Origin of the sequence: Acinetobacter sp. CFCC 11171, from assembly GCF_003268405.1 — a bacterium.
In the GTDB taxonomy this organism is placed as follows: Bacteria; Pseudomonadota; Gammaproteobacteria; order Pseudomonadales; family Moraxellaceae; genus Acinetobacter; species Acinetobacter amyesii.
Window position 1 is genome coordinate 53537 of the sequence record NZ_LQXP01000010.1, and the last position, 15999, is coordinate 69535.

Consider the following 15999-nt stretch of genomic DNA (forward strand, 5'->3'; position numbering starts at 1 on the left):
CTAATGCTGAATAAATACGCCTTGAAGAATTTGTCCTGCTTGCACAGACTGCCCTGCAGGAATCCGAACAATGCAATTGGCTTGCATTAAATTGCTCAACATATGCGACTGCTGTTTAGACAGGCTGGTTAGTTGAAGCTTGCCTTGCTTATCAAAGTGCGCCGACATTCTTAAAAACCGCTCACGTGCATCTGCTTTTAGGTCATGTGTCATGACTGCGCTGAACCAGTCCAGCGCAGGTGTTTGACCTTGTAGGGCTTTCAATAATCTATCTGTATAAATTTGCATGCCGACATAGACTGCAGCGGGGTTGCCCGGCAGTCCGAGTAAATAACAGGAACTGCTGTCAGGACGTCGATATTGTGCAAACAGCATCGGTTTGCCGGGTTTTTGTTTCACTTTCCAGAAAATTTGCTGAAAACCGATGTCCAAGGCTGCCGGCCGAACAAAATCATAATCACCGACAGATACGCCGCCAGTCGTTAAAATTAAATCAAAGCTGTCTTTTAAACAGTTGAATAAATCTAAAACCGCCTGTTTTTCATCTGCAATATGAATCACTTCAACTTGGACGTGATGCGACTGAAACCATACTAAAATCAGCGGCGCATTGGCATCAAATATTTTACCAGCACGGTAATCTTCTATATTTTGCGCAACTTCATCACCTGTAATTACGACCGCAATTTTCGGATAGGCAAAAACTTCGCAGTGTGAAATACCAGCCATACTGAGCGCTGCAATTGATCCAACCGTCAGCTTTTGACCACGCGCTGCTAAACATTGTCCAAATGAAATTTCCTCACCTGCATCTCGAATATCTGCATGCGGGCTTAAGACTGCAGTCAGTTCAATCTGCTGTCTATCCGCCTTTACAATTTCTTGCCGCGCTACAGTTGCCGTGCCTTCAGGTATCGGCGCGCCAGTAAATATGCGGACAGCTTGCCCTGCTTTTAAGCTTATTTCAGCCGTTTGCCCTGCGCGGATTTCTCCAATGAGCTCAAATTGCGTGCCTGCTTTAATTTCACCCGCTGCGCAAATGGCATAACCGTCTACAGCACTCTGAGCAAATAAAGGCAGCTGAATTTGTGAATGCACATCTGCCGCCAAATAACGGCCTAAAGCGCGCTGAAGCGCCAAAGTTTCATGCGCTAAACTTTGCGTATGTGTCTGAATCAGCGCAAGTGCTTCGTCCACTGAAATCAGCCCTGCTTCAGCACCGCAGCCTGTATGCAATACGGCTTGGTTCATTGGTAACCTCCTGCATGCGGAATATTCTTCTGCACATCAAATAGATGCACCAAGGCAGGTAAAATGGCAACCAGTGATTCTTTTGCGCCTTGTCTGCTGCCCGGCAGTGTAATGACTAAACTGTCATCAATATAGCCAGCAACACCGCGGCTGAGCGCTGCATAAGGCGTGCGTTTCTGCCCAAAACTGCGGGATGCTTCCATTAGCCCAGGAATTTCCCGTTTTAACAGCGGCTGAATGGTTTCAACGGTTAAATCTTTCTGGCCTAGACCTGTACCGCCCACGGTCAAAATCAGCGGATATTGCGTCTTATGCTGTTCAACAAGAGCCAAAAGCTGTTCAGGACTGTCCGGTATCACTTGATAGCTGATGTTGCTGAAATTCGCTTCTTCTAAAATTTCGAGGACATTTTGCCCTGCAGTATCTGATTTTTTACCGGCAGCAACCGTATCTGAAAGCACAATAATCGACGCCGATAAGCTTTCTTTCAATACACGGGTAAAATGTGATTTACCGCCTTTTTTCTTTTGCAGTTTCACCTGATCTAGGCATAAATCTTCAGGCTCACAGTGCGGTTTCAGCATGTCATACAGCGTTAAACCGGCAAGACTGACCGCAGTTAATGCTTCCATTTCCACACCCGTTGGGCCAATGGTTTCGACCACAGCACTGATTTCGACATGCGCCTCAAATAATTCATATTCGACATCTGCACGGTAGATCGGCAGCGGATGACACAGCGGAATGAGTTCATCCGTGCGTTTTGCGCCCAATATACCTGCAATCCGTGCGGTTTTCAGCGCATCGCCTTTTTCTGTATTGCCATTACGCAGCAGTTCAATGCAATGTGGCGGCGCATGCAGAATTCCAGTTGCAATGGCTGTACGGTAACTTTCCGCTTTCATGCCCACATTTTTCATTGCTTTGTCCTTATCTTATTCATTTGCGTCTGCAGTATTAAATTTGGAGTTTTATAGGTGCCATTGGTAAATATTGGCGTTCAAATGCATGGTCTGATGGCTGTTTTGATGTGCATGTTCACATGACTCGCCATGAATATGAGCATGCTGCGCTGCATGACTTGTCGCCTTGGGCACATGATCTTTACGAATACAGCAGCCCTCTACATATTGGCTGCTGCCGTCCATATAAAACTCTTCTTTCCAGACCGGAACTTCATGCTTAACCCGCTCAACCGCTTCTTCGCAGGCAGCAAAAGCCTCACGTCGGTGCGGCGCATAGGCCATGGCGATAATAGCGGTATCACCGACCTGCAGCGCGCCAATACGGTGTACAACCCGTACATATGACACGCCGTATTTGGCTTGAATTTCCTGTTCAATTTGCTGGATCATTTTTTCAGCCACAGGCGCATAAGCGGTATATTTCAAAGCTTTTACCGCTTTGCCTTCATGGTGATTACGCACCGCGCCTATAAATACACCTATACCGCCGCATTCAGGAAATGCCTTAATGCTGTCAAAATCGGCTTGGCTGAATACCGTGTCTTGTATGCGTGAAATATACTTGAGCTCCATATTCAGCCTCCCGCCACAGGTGACAACAGCACAACGGTACTGTCCTGCATCAATGCGGTTTGCCTTGGCACAATGTCATCTCCCATAGCGCAGGCGCAGCGTTCAAGCATGCTGAACGACTCCGGAAATTGATCTGTAACTTGCTGCAAAACCTCTGCAATCGACTGCTGTGCGAAGCAAGTCAGACTCAAATTCTCTGGCAGCAGGCGTTCAATAGCGCCAAAAGATTCTATTTTGATGGTGATATGAGTCATCTTTAACCTCCAATCATATGCATGCTGATTTTTCTAGATGGACTGGATTGAGCTGTTGTGGCATGAAAGCCTTGCTCCTTCTGCCAAATATAACTGCCTAATTTTTGCTGCAAAGCCATTGCATCGAGCGGCATTAACTCAGTTGTTTTACTGCTTTTCAGCTGTTGAATTTCATGGCTGAGATTTAAACCTTTTCGGGCAAACAGGCAGTTAAAAAACTCGCCTTGCGCATTCAGTCTTAGACGGTCGCAGCTGCCGCAAAAAGAATTGCTGATGGTTGAAATAATACCTAGAGGCAAGCCGTTGATTAAGTAAGATCTGGCTGGTGACGCACCTTGACCGTGCACCGTTTGCACTTCAAAAACAGTATTGAGTTTATCCAGTATGTCTTGTTCGGTAATGACCGCAGCTTTAGACCAGTTTTGATCACCATCCAGCGGCATAAACTCGATAAACCGCAGTTCGAAACCTTGTTGCAGCGCCCATTTTGTTAATGGAATGATTTGCTGTTCATTTAGACCTTTCATTAACACAGCATTGATTTTTATTTCAAAGCCAGCTTGCTGAGCAGCTTCAATCCCGTCTAATACAGGCTGTAATTGTTTTTGTGTCAGCTGGAAAAATTGCGCTTCATCCAAACTGTCCAAGCTGATATTTATGCCATCTAGGCCAGCTTGTTTTAGGGCCTGTGCATATTGCTTCAGATAATGCGCATTGGTGGTCATGGAAATACGTTTAAGGCCTAGCTTTCTCAACTGCTGCAGCTGTTGAATAAAATGCACAACGCCTTGACGCATGAGCGGTTCGCCGCCCGTGATCCGGATCTGATCAATCCCGCGCAGCACCATAAATTCACAAAAATTGTAAAGGGATTCAAAACTGAGAAGATTGTGCTTTTTCATCCATTCAGGATGTTCAGGCATGCAATAGACACATTTAAAATTACAGCGGTCTGTCACTGAAATGCGCAACTTGCGTTTTTCACGGCCAAACTGATCCTTAAAAATGGTCACTGGCTGTAATTGTGTCATGCTGTTCATGTTTATCTTCCATGGCGCTGTCATTTGCCCTGTCTTAGCTCAGTACAAATTTTGCGCCCTCTTTTCTTGCAGTAAAAATTGCAATAAGTGTTCCAACTTTGCGCTTTTTTGAATATTTTTTAAGATGCTTTTGTTTTAATATTTTAATCAATAATATCAATTATTTATGCCTACTTAATCAAGAATATTAAACACAAATTGACGTTAAGATGCTGATATATATAACATAATCAAGCTGCTTTATTGCTGATGAGCGCGGTTAAAGTCTATCAATGGGACGCCATCCATCTTCATTGGCTCAAAACTGCACTTGAACATCATCCATTCACATAAAAGCGCATAGCAAATTAAAAATTTTAGAGGAAATTCAGCTGACGGTGCTGCTGCAGCTCATCCAAAGAATTAATACTGTGAAAAAAGAGTGCATGGTTCTGAAAACGTGCGACTTGCATGTGCATTTTACTAAAACACCCCTTCAAACTGCGCTGTTTTTGATCAAGATGCGCCTGCAGCTTTGCGAGACTGCTTCGTTTCAGCAAACAAAATGGATACAGCGCTTTGCCATTAATTTCCACTACAGCTACTTCACACAAGGGATCCCGCTGCATGGCCTGATGCAATCTCGAAAGCACTCTCTTCGGGATATAGGTCACATCGCACGGGACAAACAAAACATAATCAGACTCAACATGTGACCACGCGCTTTTCATCCCCATCAATGGCCCTAAAAATCCGGCTTCATCATCTTGATAAAAGCGGATCGAGGGAATGAGCCGTTTATAAATCGAATGATCGCGATGGCTGTTGATCCAGACATTTTCAGCCCGTGATTTCAACTGCTGATGGATCTTAATCAGCTGAATTTCATTATCAAATTTTTGCAGCACTTTATTCATGCCGTTCATTCTGCGGGCCTGACCGCCCGCCAAAATAACCAAGTCTGTTTCTGGATAGCCTACTGATTTGGTGATTTTCTTCATCATTCTGCGTACTCCGTCTGACAGGCTTTAATTAAGCCTCGAATTTCTGATAAGCACGAACCGCAATTGCCGCCAGCCTTTAAACATGCAGTAACTTGTTTTTCATGAGTAATATTCTTTTCTTTAATGGTTTCGATAATGGTATTTTTACCGACTTTAAAGCAGCTGCACACCAGCGGACCTGCACTGTTGGTCATGTTCATCGGCTGACCTGCAAGCAGCGCTTTGCGGTGCATTGCGCTTAGTCGTTCACGCTTAAACATGCCAGCAATCCAATCACGGTCTGGCAGCATAGAGCGTTGCGCAATATATAGACTGGCAATTAAATGCCCATCTTGCAGCACCACGGTATGACTCAAATCGGCAGTTTGATCTTCCAAATTCAGCCATTCAAAGCTTTCATCGGTAAATGGCAGTAATGTTTTCAGCTGCTGAACCGTGTTTCTAAATTTTTTACGATCTGCCAACTCAAAACGTGTCGCTTTCGCTGTTTTAATTTTGGTCCACCACACCGTGTTTTGAATGGTGTTTTGCACCATTTGCTCAAAGCCGTCACGTACATACAGTACACCTTGCCACTGTGTATAAAACGGCTGTACAAATACAGGTGTATGTTTAAATTCAGGCTCACCAGATAGTGCATCGACCACAGGATTCACCACTTTGCCAATACGCGCATCCGATGCGACTTGGTCATTCCAATGAATTGGCGCAAAAATTTGACCGCGTCGAATTTTACTGCTGACCTGTGCACGTAAAATACATAAGCCCCAGTTAGATTTCACCTCAACCAGTTCACCATCTTTAACACCAAACTTCAGTGCATCTTGCGGGTGTATTTCACAAAATGGTTCGGCGATATGTGTACTCAAGTTTGCAGATAAACCCGTACGGCTCATGGTGTGCCATTGATCACGGATACGGCCAGTATTTAAAACCAGCGGATATTCGCCGCAAATCTTGTTCAAAGGGTCAATAGCGGTTGTTGCTACAAACTTAGCTTTGGCATCGGCATGGCTGAATTGGCCTGCTGCAAACAAACGGCTGACTGCATCAGTGCTCTGATCTAACTGCCAAACTGGCCATTGCACGGGCTTTAATTCAGCATAATCTTGTGCAGACAACTTACTTAAACCCTGCAAGTTAAAGTAGCGAAAAGACTCAGTGGTATCACGTTGATCTAAAGGCGCATTTTGATAAGCAGATAATTTTGCATGTTCAATAAATATGTCATAGCTGCTGCTGTAGTCAAAACCGCTATAACCCATCTTTTTCGCAACTTGTGCAATAGACCACCAGTCTGCTCTGGCTTCACCCGGCGCATCTAAAAAAGCAGTTTGACGTGAAATACGGCGTTCAGAATTGGTAACGGTTCCGTCTTTTTCACCCCAGCCCAATGCAGGTAAAAGCACATCTGCATATATTGCTGTGTCTGTGTCTTTGCAAATATCCGACACCACTACAAACTCGCATTGCTCTAAGGCACGTTTGACTTGATCTGCATCTGGTAAGCTAACTACAGGATTAGTAGCCATAATCCAGATGACTTTTATTTTGCCGCTTTCAACCGCCTGAAACAGATCAACCGCTTTTAATCCCGCTTTATTGGCAATAAATGGACTTTGCCAAAACGCTTGTACTAATGCCTGATGCGCTGTGTTATCGACATCTAAGTGCGCAGCCAGCATATTGGCTAAGCCGCCAACCTCGCGGCCACCCATTGCATTGGGTTGACCTGTCATAGAAAAAGGCGCTGCACCTAATTTTCCGATTTTGCCAGTCAGCAAATGGCAGTTAATAATACTGTTGGCTTTGTCTACACCGCGCGAAGACTGATTAACCCCCATCGAAAATAGCGACAAAACTTTGTCAGTTTGCGCAAATTTTTCAAAAAATAGCTGTAATTTTTCTAAAGAAATACCTGTATGCTCAGCAACTGCTGTCATAGAAGCTTCTGTTTCACTGTGCTCCAGCGCTTGCGCCAAACCTTGAGTATGTTTGGTGATAAAATCTACATCACTATGATTATTTTGTACTAAATACTGCAGCAAACCGTTGAACAGTGCGACATCTTGCCCCGGTAAAATTGGTAAATGCAAATCTGCAGCCTCACAGGTACTGGTAAAGCGCGGATCAATGACCACCACGAACAAATCACGTTCTTCTTTGGCTTTCATAATACGCTGATACAGCACGGGATGGCACCATGCTGTATTGGATCCGACCAGCACCACCATATCTGTATGCTCAAAGTCTTCATAGCTTGCTGGTACAAGGTCTTCACCAAATGCACGCTTATGTGCCGCCACAGCCGATGACATGCAAAGCCGTGAATTGGTGTCAATATTTGCAGTACCTAAATAGCCTTTGACAAATTTGTTAACGGCATAGTAATCCTCCGTCAGCAGTTGGCCCGACACATAAAAAGCGATGCTTTCACGTCCGTAAAGATCTATACATTGCTGAAATTTTTCGGCAATCAGTGCTGTTGCTGTGTTCCAATCTGTAGCCTGACGAGTATGAAATGGTGATGTTTGACGCCCAAGCATCGGCTGTAAAACACGTGTTTCTAATCCAATCGTATCGGCTAAGTTACTGCCTTTAATGCACAGCTTGCCATAGTTTGATGGATGGTTCGCATCGCCAGTCACGCTCACTTTTTGCCCTAAAGCTGTCTGTTCAACTGTTGCGCTCACGCCGCAGCCGACACCGCAATATGGACAAGTGGTTTGCGTTGTTTTAATTTTATTTTCTGTGGAGCTATGCAGTTCCACTATCGGGATGCTATTCACTTCTGCTGGCTCCTTTTCCAATTCTAACGAGGTATTGCAATAATTTTTAATATTAGACTACTTGCATAAGTAGATTTTTAATCAACACTTAATTCATATAGGAAGTTCCCTCTCCTTTTAAAGGATGAGGAACATAGTTCCGCAAGTGGGAGAGGATTTATATGAAAAGCCCCCTCATCCTCACCTTCTCCCAGTGGGAGAAGGGACTTTCAAAATTAAAGACGCATTACCCTGCTTTCTTTAATGCAAAATCCTTACCAAACAGCAATTTGTTTCGGATGCTTGAAATTGGAGTTTGATCTGAAATCAATTCTGCATACCATGCACCGTCTTCAGTATCGCCAAACAGCACAGCGCCAACCACTCTATCTTTTTGAATAATAATGCGTTTATAAATCTGACGCTTTTCATCATTCAAAATAATGTCTTCAAAATCATCCTGCGGTTCAAAGTTGCCAGCTGAAAATACATCACAGCCGCTGACTTTTAACTGCGTCGGAACCGTAGGCGCTTTGAAGGTTAAGCTGCCATGTTCGGCCAAATGCGATGCACAAATGAATGCCTGTCCCCAAAGCGGTTCAACTAAACCGAAAGTTTGGCTTCGGTGTTCAATACATTCACCCACCGCATAAATACTCGGATCAAAAGTTTGCATGGTGTCATTCACCATGACACCGCGGCCGCAGCGCAGTCCTGCACTTTGCGCAAGCTCAATATTCGGACGAATACCCACCGCAAAAACCACAAGATCTGCATCTAAAACAGTACCGTCTTGCAAACGCAGCTGCTTCACATGGCCATCTTCACCCATCAACTCTTGGGTATTTGCTGCGGTCATGATTTTTATACCTTTTTGTTCAATCGCATGATTGAGCATTAAGCTGGCTTTTTCATCTAACTGACGGTCCATAATACGATCCATCAAATGCAGTACTGTGACATTCATGCCACGCTGTTTCAGGCCATACGCAGCCTCTAGGCCAAGTAAACCGCCGCCAATCACCACTGCATTTTGCTTAGATTTACAGTAATCCAGCATGCGGTTTACATCATAAATATCACGGAAGCTGAGAACACCTTTTAAGTCAGTTCCCGGTATAGGCGGAATAAATGGCTTAGAACCTGTCGCTAAAATCAGACGGTCATAATCGATGACCAAGCCTTTTTCTGTGTATACCTGCTTGCGCGGACGGTCTATGCGTACCGCCGCATCACCTGCTACAAAACGGATATTTTTGTCTTTATACCAAGCATGTGAATGCAGCATGATATCTTCAATGGTTTTATCACCTGAAAGCACAGGGGAAAGCATAATTCGGTTGTAATTACCCCAAGGTTCTTCACCAATGACCGTAATTTCATAACGCTCTGGCGCCATATCCAGCAGATCTTCTAAGCAACGCATACCTGCTAAGCCATTGCCGACCAAAACAAGTTTCATCAACTCAGACGATGGCGCGTTATTGGTAATATAGGTTTTTTGAGCAGTTGGACTAATCAGCACGCGGCCATTTTCAATTTTGCTTGGAAAAACCAAGAGTTTTTGGTCTTTATCTTCTAAGCAGCGTCCAGTAGCAAGGCTGAAATGCTGTTTATAAATGGGTGATGCCACAACACGCTCACCCTGCAAGTCACCAATAATACCGCGGGACATAACATAGGCTTGACTAAACGGATCTTGATTGCTCAGTGCATAAACCCGCTTTTCTTCACCGACACGGAATATCGCAATTTGCTGATTTTCAATCAGTGCGCCCACACCTGTATTTGGCGTAATATCATCTAATGCACAAATATCAAACCAGTCTAAATCATTCATTTCTTTTAAAACTGTCATCTTTAAGTTCCTCTTATCATTCTTTAGCTTTATTAGATCTCTTACAGAAGTTCTTTTTATCCATAAATTCATTTAGATCTAAATTCCCTCTCCTTTTAGGAGAGGGTTAGGGAGAGGTATTTGTTAAAACTCTTCATCCTAGCCTTCTACCTGAGCCATATAAGGTCTAAGTAAAGGAATTTATACTTTGAAAAATAATGGAAAATTTTAATTTTAACTTTCGTAAGATCTCTATTGCTGTGATTAAGCTTCAACCACTGGAATGCGTGACGAATCGCGTTCAGCTTCTGTTTTGGGTCTGATTTGACCGCGAACGGATGCAAACTGAATATGCGGATCATTTTGCTGTTCTGCTTTTGCATTCACGAAAGTCACAAAGCGTTTACGTACTTCAGGATCTTCTACAGCAGTACGCCATTCATCTTGATATGTACCCACAACATGGCTCATACGGCGTTCAAGTTCACCCGCTACGCCAAGCGAATCATTTACAACGACATCTTTCAGGTAATCTAAACCGCCTTCCATGTTGTCGCGCCATACAGAAGTACGCTGCAAACGGTCTGCTGTTTGAATGTAGAACATAAAGAAACGGTCAATGTATTTGATCAATGTTTGCGTATCTAAGTCTGATGCCAAAAGCTCTGCGTGACGTGGCTTCATACCGCCATTGCCGCATACATAAAGGTTCCAGCCCTTTTCTGTCGCAATCACGCCCACATCTTTACTTTGCGCCTCAGCACATTCACGGGTACAGCCCGACACAGCCATTTTCAGTTTGTGCGGTGAGCGAAGGCCTTTGTAGCGGTTCTCTAAATAAATCGCCAAGCCGACTGAATCGTCCACGCCATAACGGCACCAAGTACTGCCGACACAAGATTTCACTGTACGCAGTGATTTGCCGTAGGCATGGCCAGACTCAAAACCAGCAGCAATCAATTTTTCCCAGATTTCAGGCAGTTGATGCACTTGTGCACCAAACATATCAACACGCTGACCGCCTGTAAGTTTGGTATATAGACCATATTCTTTGGCAATTTGACCCACGGCAATTAATCCGTCCGGAGTAACTTCACCGCCTGCCATACGTGGCACGACTGAATAAGAGCCGTCTTTTTGTATGTTGCCTAGGTAGTAGTCATTACTGTCTTGCAAGCCCGCATGGCTTGGTTTAAGTACAAAGTCATTCCAGCATGAAGCTAGGATATTGGCTGCCGTCGGTTTGCAGATATCACAGCCTAAGCCATGGCCATGCTGCTGAATCAGGTCATCAAAAGTTTTGATTTCATTCACACGTACCAAGTGATAGAGCTCTTGGCGTGAATAAGCAAAGTGTTCACATAAATGGTTATTTACAGTTACACCTTGACGCTGAAGCTCCGATTTAAGTACTTGAGTGACTAATGGCGCACAGCCGCCGCAAGCTGTTGCAGCTTTAGTACATTTTTTCAATGCGCCTAAAGAAGTCGATCCGTCAGCAATGGCTGAACAAATATCTGCTTTAGAGACGTTGTTACATGAACAAATCGTTGCGCTGTCTGGCAGCAGATCGACACCGCTTCCGCCCGATTTACCTGCAGATTGTGCATAGCCAGGCATGATTAGGCTTTCTGGGCTTTCTGGAACTTCTAAGCCATTCAGCATCATTTGCAGCAGGTCATTGTATTCTTTAGCACAGCCCACCAATACTGCACCTAGCAGCTTAGTTTTCTCTGCATTCACGACAATTTTTTTATAAACCTGAGCTGCTTCATCTGCATAGAAATAGCTTAAAGAATTTGGTGTCATTGCATGCGCATCGCCTACAGATGCAACATCAACTCCCATCAGTTTCAGCTTGGTGCTCATATCTGCACCAGCGAAAAGCGTGCAGTTTTGTTCCATCACATGCTTTGCTGCAATACGTGCCATGTCATAGCCCGGCGCAACTAGGCCATAAATTTTATTTTGCCAAAGCGCACATTCACCAATTGCATAAATGTCAGGGTTTGAAGTTTGGCAATAATCGTTAATTACAATACCGCCACGCTCACCAATGGCTAAACCACTTTGGCGCGCTAATTCATCGCGTGGGCGGATACCTGCAGAGAATAAGATGATGTCGGTTTCCAGTTCAGAACCATCACCAAACTTCATTACATGCTTCGCATTTGCACCGTCTTCAATGCAAGATGTTGCTTTTTGCGTATGGACTTTAACACCTAGATTTTCAATTTTCGAGCGTAAAACTTTACCGCCTAGATCATCAATCTGAACTGCCATTAAGCGTGGTGCAAATTCAACAACATGGGTTTCTAAGTTTAAATCACGCAGCGCTTTTGCTGCTTCTAGACCCAATAAACCGCCGCCGATCACCACACCTGTTTTAGCATTGAAGCTTGCGGCACGGATGGCATCCAAGTCTTCAATGGTACGGTACACAAAGCAGTTTTCACGCTCATTTCCTGGAATTGGCGGCACAAATGCATATGAACCTGTTGCGAGCACCAGCTTGTCAAAAGAAAGAATATCACCGTGATTGGTCGTGACCGTTTTATTGCACTGATCAATTTCAACTGCTTTGGTGCTCAGGCGTAAATCTATACCGTATGCATCAGCAAAGTCGCTGCGGCACAGGGTTAAGTCTTTCGCTGACTTGCCGCTGAAGTATTCAGTTAAGTGCACACGGTCGTAAGCTAGACGCGGCTCTTCAGCTAAAATGGTTAATTCAACATCATCACCTGCGTGTTCCAGTACAGATTCGATAAACTTGTGGCCAACCATGCCATGTCCAATCATGATGATTTTCATATTCTTTCTCCGCAATATTTTCTTTTGCACAGCCTAAGCCTCTATACGCTTAGGCTGCTATTTGTATTAGTTTTGAACTTCAGCTAGATTTCTTTCATTCACAGCTTGTTCAAATAAGCGCTGTTCTTTTTCTTTATGCTCTACAGAGAAGCGGATCATCAGCACACAGCTTGCAGCAATCACCACCAAACCGCCAAGCACCATCAGCGTGGTTTGAATATCCAACATGCCTTTAAGCAAGAATCCTGCAGCTACCGCACCAACGTTACCGCCTGCGCCGATAATGCCTGCCACGCCGCCTAAAGCATCACGGTCAATGAATGGCACCAAGGCATAGGTTGCGCCGCACGCCATATGGGTGAAGAGCGCAAAGACTGTCATGGCAAGAATGGCGAAGATTGGCGTGCTCATTTGCGAGAACAGTATTAAAAACAGTCCTTCTAGCAGAATCATCGCAAACAGAACTTTGGTACGGCCATCCAAGCCTTTGGTAGTCGCGACTTTGTCTGAAACAATGCCGCCGAGCGCGCGGGCAAACAGTGCCAATAGACCGAAGATCCCTGCTGCCATACCCGCTTCTTTTAATCCAAATTGGAAGTTGTCGACGTAATACAGCGCAATAATGTTGTGAATAAAGATTTCTATACCAAAGCAAGCTGCATAAGCGCCAAATAAAATCCATACGCGATAGTTACGTGCAGCGTGCATGAGAATGGCTACACCGCCTTTTTTATCTGAACCGACTGCAACGCCTTGTTCACGCAGTTCTTTAAAGTTGCCTTGCGGGCAGTCTTGGGTAAATTTCCAATACAGCGCGCCTACGATCAGCATCATTACACCAGGAACGATTAACGCTATGCGCCAGCCCATCGCTTGCTCTACACCAAACATAACGAGTGCGCTAAGCAATAAAGGCATGAGGGCTTGAGTTGCACCGCCGCCTGCATTACCCCAGCCTGCGGTTGCCGCATTGGCTGTACCCACCACATTAGGCGCAAACATAATGCTAGTGTGGTATTGCGTGATGACAAAGCTTGCGCCGATCGCACCGATCAGCAAGCGGAAGAAAAGAAAAGATTCATAGCTATTCGCAGATGCAACCCCAAAGACTGGGATGCTGCCGACAATTAATAATGCTGTGTAGGTCTTACGCGGGCCATATTTATCACATAAAGGCCCAACGATCAGACGAACTAAAATGGTGATTGCAACCGCAGCAATATTAATATTGGCAATTTGATCTTTAGTCAGGTGAAATTCACCTGCAATCACTGGCATCAAAGGCGCACAGGCAAACCATGCAAAGAAGCAAACAAAGAATGCGAGCCAACTCATGTGGAAGGCCCGCATTGCTGCTGAAGAAAAATTAAATAGACTTATTTTTGTGGCTTTTTTGGCATTTAAATTTGAAGACATAACCTTCTCCTGACTGAACTGAACGCATGAATTACTCGGTTATGTCGCTAACACATAACAGAGTCGATCAGAACGGACGTCGTTGGCCGTCTAACAAATTTTTAGAGTCTTCATTGACTCAACAAGTATTAAGCACGAGCCATGCCAAGTTTTTATTTTCGACTTCAATTCATCTTTACATTGCGGCTTTGAACGCCGACTTGTCAGAAATTAAGCGAATTAAGGTAAATAGATAGTCAATGTGCCTATAGAGATGCAGCTAAATGTTCAAGCGTGGTTCAGCCCTGCACAAGATCAGTGCATGGAAATGGTTCAATTTAAAAATGCGCACATAACTATACTCAAACATAGAAGCAGATTTATATTTTGTATTGCCTTTAGATTTGGCATTTAATTTGCTTAGCAAGCTCAATACGTATCTGTTTGGCTCTGTCTGAGTGTTTGCATGCCAAAACTAAAAATAGCCCTGATTGATGATGATCAAGAACGCGCTGAATTTATTCAAGCCTCATTAATTCAGCATGACTTTGATGTGGTCGCCAGTTTTATGATTGATCATTTAAATATGTCATATCTGCAAAATATTCAGGCAGATGTGATTTTATTGGATATGGATCATCCGCATCGCGATGTCATTGAAAGCTGTGTCAGCCAATTTGACTTACCGACTGTTCTATTCACTAAAAATTCGAGTCTCGAAATTATCCGAAGCGCGATTGATGCGGGTGTGACAGCATATATTGTCGATGGTATTGACCCTGCACGTTTGAATAGCATTTTAGAAATTTCGATTGAACAATATAAAAAGCATAAAAAACTACTGAATGATTTGGCTGAAACCAAGTGCAAACTGGCCGATCGAAAAGATATTGAAAAAGCCAAAGTGCTTTTAATACAAATGCATGGTTTAACCGAAGATCAAGCATTTAATTTACTGAGAAAAAATGCCATGAGTCACCGTATGACAATGGGTGAAATGGCGCGTCGGCTGCTTGATGCGCAAGCGTTGTTACAGTCTCAATTTAAGGAATAAACCATGCAAAAGCTTGAAAAAACAGATATTCAATTGGGCTATATTCCTTTACTCGACTGTGTTGCTTTGCTCTGGGCAGAACATCAAGGATATTTTGCTGAACAAGGGTTAAATGTCACACTGACTCAAGAACCGTCTTGGGCAAGTTTACGCGACCGTCTAGCTTTTGGTTTTTTAGATGCTGCCCATTGCTTATCGGCCATGCTGCCTGCGTCTGTGACGGGTAAAGACCATCTCGGCATTCCCTTACAAACCTCTCTTACACTCAGTACTAATTGTGCTTATATTAGTTTGAGTCAAAAGCTGTGCTATGAATTAAATATCCATGCTTTGGATCTTCCAAAAAATTCAGCAGAGAAATTTGCATCGGCGATAAAACAGAATCAAACGATTCAGTTGGCGCATGTTTTTCAGCATTCGATTCATCATTATATTTTAAGAGAATGGCTGGCACTTGCCGACACGGAACTCGCTCAAACGCAAACGTTTTCAACTTTACCACCGCCTTATATAGTGGAAGCAATATCAACGCAACGAATTGATGGATTTTGTGTCGGAGAGCCGTGGAATACACAAGCTGAAATACAAGGCTATAGTCGTATTATCGTCAATAGCCAAGATATTATTGATCATATTCCAGATAAAGTTTTGGCTTTTACCCATGATTGGGCAGAAAAACATCCCAATACCTTAAAGGCAATCAATCTTGCCATCCAAAAAGCCCAAAACGATCTGCTTCAACAAACGCATTTTTCTGAAATATTTTCTTTGTTAAAGCAATATCACATCATCCGTTTTGATTGTTCTGAGCAGATTCACGTCGAGGCTTTTTATCGGATCAAAAGCATCATTCAAAATTTTGGCAAGACCCAAGCGCCACAAATTTCAGACTTTGAATGGATGATTCAAAAAATGCAGCAATACGATCAATTAAATATTGAAGATGAAAAGGTTTTTGAAATAGCTCAGTCTTGTATTTATCAAGATACTTTGGGCTGAAGTGATTGATATTCCATAAGACTCTATCATCTGAATAGTGGATTTTATGAAATATCAATCATGAAACCT

General features: G+C 43.7%; 12 protein-coding genes. 2 read left to right on the top strand and 10 right to left on the bottom strand.

What is annotated here, in order from left to right; translation table 11 throughout:
* From AVJ20_RS06835 to AVJ20_RS06880, 10 genes are all read right to left on the bottom strand, one after another.
* A complete protein-coding gene (locus AVJ20_RS06835; protein WP_111884672.1) occupies positions 1-1251 on the bottom strand; it encodes a molybdopterin molybdotransferase MoeA in 1251 nt (416 codons plus the stop codon).
* Positions 1248-2171, bottom strand: coding sequence for a bifunctional molybdenum cofactor biosynthesis protein MoaC/MoaB (moaCB, locus tag AVJ20_RS06840; RefSeq protein ID WP_111884673.1), 924 nt, complete (start codon positions 2169-2171; stop codon positions 1248-1250). The genes AVJ20_RS06835 and moaCB overlap by 4 nt, the downstream gene beginning before the upstream one ends.
* A gap of 51 nt (positions 2172-2222) precedes the next feature.
* The gene (locus AVJ20_RS06845; protein WP_111884674.1) at positions 2223-2789 is read right to left on the bottom strand and encodes a molybdenum cofactor biosynthesis protein MoaE; all 567 of its coding nucleotides are present in this window, start codon (positions 2787-2789) and stop codon (positions 2223-2225) included.
* Between the two features lie 2 nt (positions 2790-2791).
* Entirely contained in the window at positions 2792-3043 is a 252-nt protein-coding gene (locus AVJ20_RS06850; RefSeq protein ID WP_111884675.1) for a MoaD/ThiS family protein, read from the bottom strand.
* Between the two features lie 2 nt (positions 3044-3045).
* Positions 3046-4083, bottom strand: a complete 1038-nt coding sequence (moaA, locus tag AVJ20_RS06855) for a GTP 3',8-cyclase MoaA (RefSeq protein ID WP_111884676.1) — start codon at positions 4081-4083, stop codon at positions 3046-3048.
* A gap of 356 nt (positions 4084-4439) precedes the next feature.
* A complete protein-coding gene (mobA, locus tag AVJ20_RS06860) occupies positions 4440-5063 on the bottom strand; it encodes an NTP transferase domain-containing protein (RefSeq protein WP_111884705.1) in 624 nt (207 codons plus the stop codon).
* Positions 5063-7855 (bottom strand): nitrate reductase, encoded by a 2793-nt coding sequence (locus AVJ20_RS06865; RefSeq protein ID WP_111884706.1) that lies wholly within the window; start codon positions 7853-7855, stop codon positions 5063-5065. The genes mobA and AVJ20_RS06865 overlap by 1 nt, the downstream gene beginning before the upstream one ends.
* 226 nt (positions 7856-8081) lie before the next feature.
* A complete protein-coding gene (gene nirD, locus AVJ20_RS06870; RefSeq protein ID WP_111884677.1) occupies positions 8082-9692 on the bottom strand; it encodes a nitrite reductase small subunit NirD in 1611 nt (536 codons plus the stop codon).
* A 243-nt stretch (positions 9693-9935) separates the two neighbouring features.
* Positions 9936-12482, bottom strand: a complete 2547-nt coding sequence (gene nirB, locus AVJ20_RS06875) for a nitrite reductase large subunit NirB (RefSeq protein WP_111884678.1) — start codon at positions 12480-12482, stop codon at positions 9936-9938.
* Between the two features lie 66 nt (positions 12483-12548).
* The gene (locus tag AVJ20_RS06880) at positions 12549-13898 is read right to left on the bottom strand and encodes an MFS transporter (RefSeq protein ID WP_111884679.1); all 1350 of its coding nucleotides are present in this window, start codon (positions 13896-13898) and stop codon (positions 12549-12551) included.
* Between the two features lie 445 nt (positions 13899-14343).
* On the opposite strand from AVJ20_RS06880, the gene AVJ20_RS06885 reads away from it, so the two are divergent.
* Both AVJ20_RS06885 and AVJ20_RS06890 read left to right on the top strand, forming a co-directional pair.
* The gene (locus AVJ20_RS06885; protein WP_078190882.1) at positions 14344-14931 is read left to right on the top strand and encodes an ANTAR domain-containing response regulator; all 588 of its coding nucleotides are present in this window, start codon (positions 14344-14346) and stop codon (positions 14929-14931) included.
* A gap of 3 nt (positions 14932-14934) precedes the next feature.
* Entirely contained in the window at positions 14935-15930 is a 996-nt protein-coding gene (locus AVJ20_RS06890) for an ABC transporter substrate-binding protein (protein WP_111884680.1), read from the top strand.
* The last annotated feature ends 69 nt before the right edge of the window (positions 15931-15999 follow it).

What these genes read in the sequence shown, in the direction of transcription:
- AVJ20_RS06835 (WP_111884672.1), bottom strand. Translation starts at nt 1,251, where the DNA reads ATGAACCAAGCCGTATTGCATACAGGCTGCGGTGCTGAAGCAGGGCTG.
- AVJ20_RS06880 (WP_111884679.1), bottom strand. Translation starts at nt 13,898, where the DNA reads ATGTCTTCAAATTTAAATGCCAAAAAAGCCACAAAAATAAGTCTATTT.
- AVJ20_RS06850 (WP_111884675.1), bottom strand. Translation starts at nt 3,043, where the DNA reads ATGACTCATATCACCATCAAAATAGAATCTTTTGGCGCTATTGAACGC.
- nirB (WP_111884678.1), bottom strand. Translation starts at nt 12,482, where the DNA reads ATGAAAATCATCATGATTGGACATGGCATGGTTGGCCACAAGTTTATC.
- AVJ20_RS06845 (WP_111884674.1), bottom strand. Translation starts at nt 2,789, where the DNA reads ATGGAGCTCAAGTATATTTCACGCATACAAGACACGGTATTCAGCCAA.
- nirD (WP_111884677.1), bottom strand. Translation starts at nt 9,692, where the DNA reads ATGACAGTTTTAAAAGAAATGAATGATTTAGACTGGTTTGATATTTGT.
- mobA (WP_111884705.1), bottom strand. Translation starts at nt 5,063, where the DNA reads ATGAAGAAAATCACCAAATCAGTAGGCTATCCAGAAACAGACTTGGTT.
- AVJ20_RS06885 (WP_078190882.1), top strand. Translation starts at nt 14,344, where the DNA reads ATGCCAAAACTAAAAATAGCCCTGATTGATGATGATCAAGAACGCGCT.
- AVJ20_RS06890 (WP_111884680.1), top strand. Translation starts at nt 14,935, where the DNA reads ATGCAAAAGCTTGAAAAAACAGATATTCAATTGGGCTATATTCCTTTA.
- moaCB (WP_111884673.1), bottom strand. Translation starts at nt 2,171, where the DNA reads ATGAAAAATGTGGGCATGAAAGCGGAAAGTTACCGTACAGCCATTGCA.
- moaA (WP_111884676.1), bottom strand. Translation starts at nt 4,083, where the DNA reads ATGAACAGCATGACACAATTACAGCCAGTGACCATTTTTAAGGATCAG.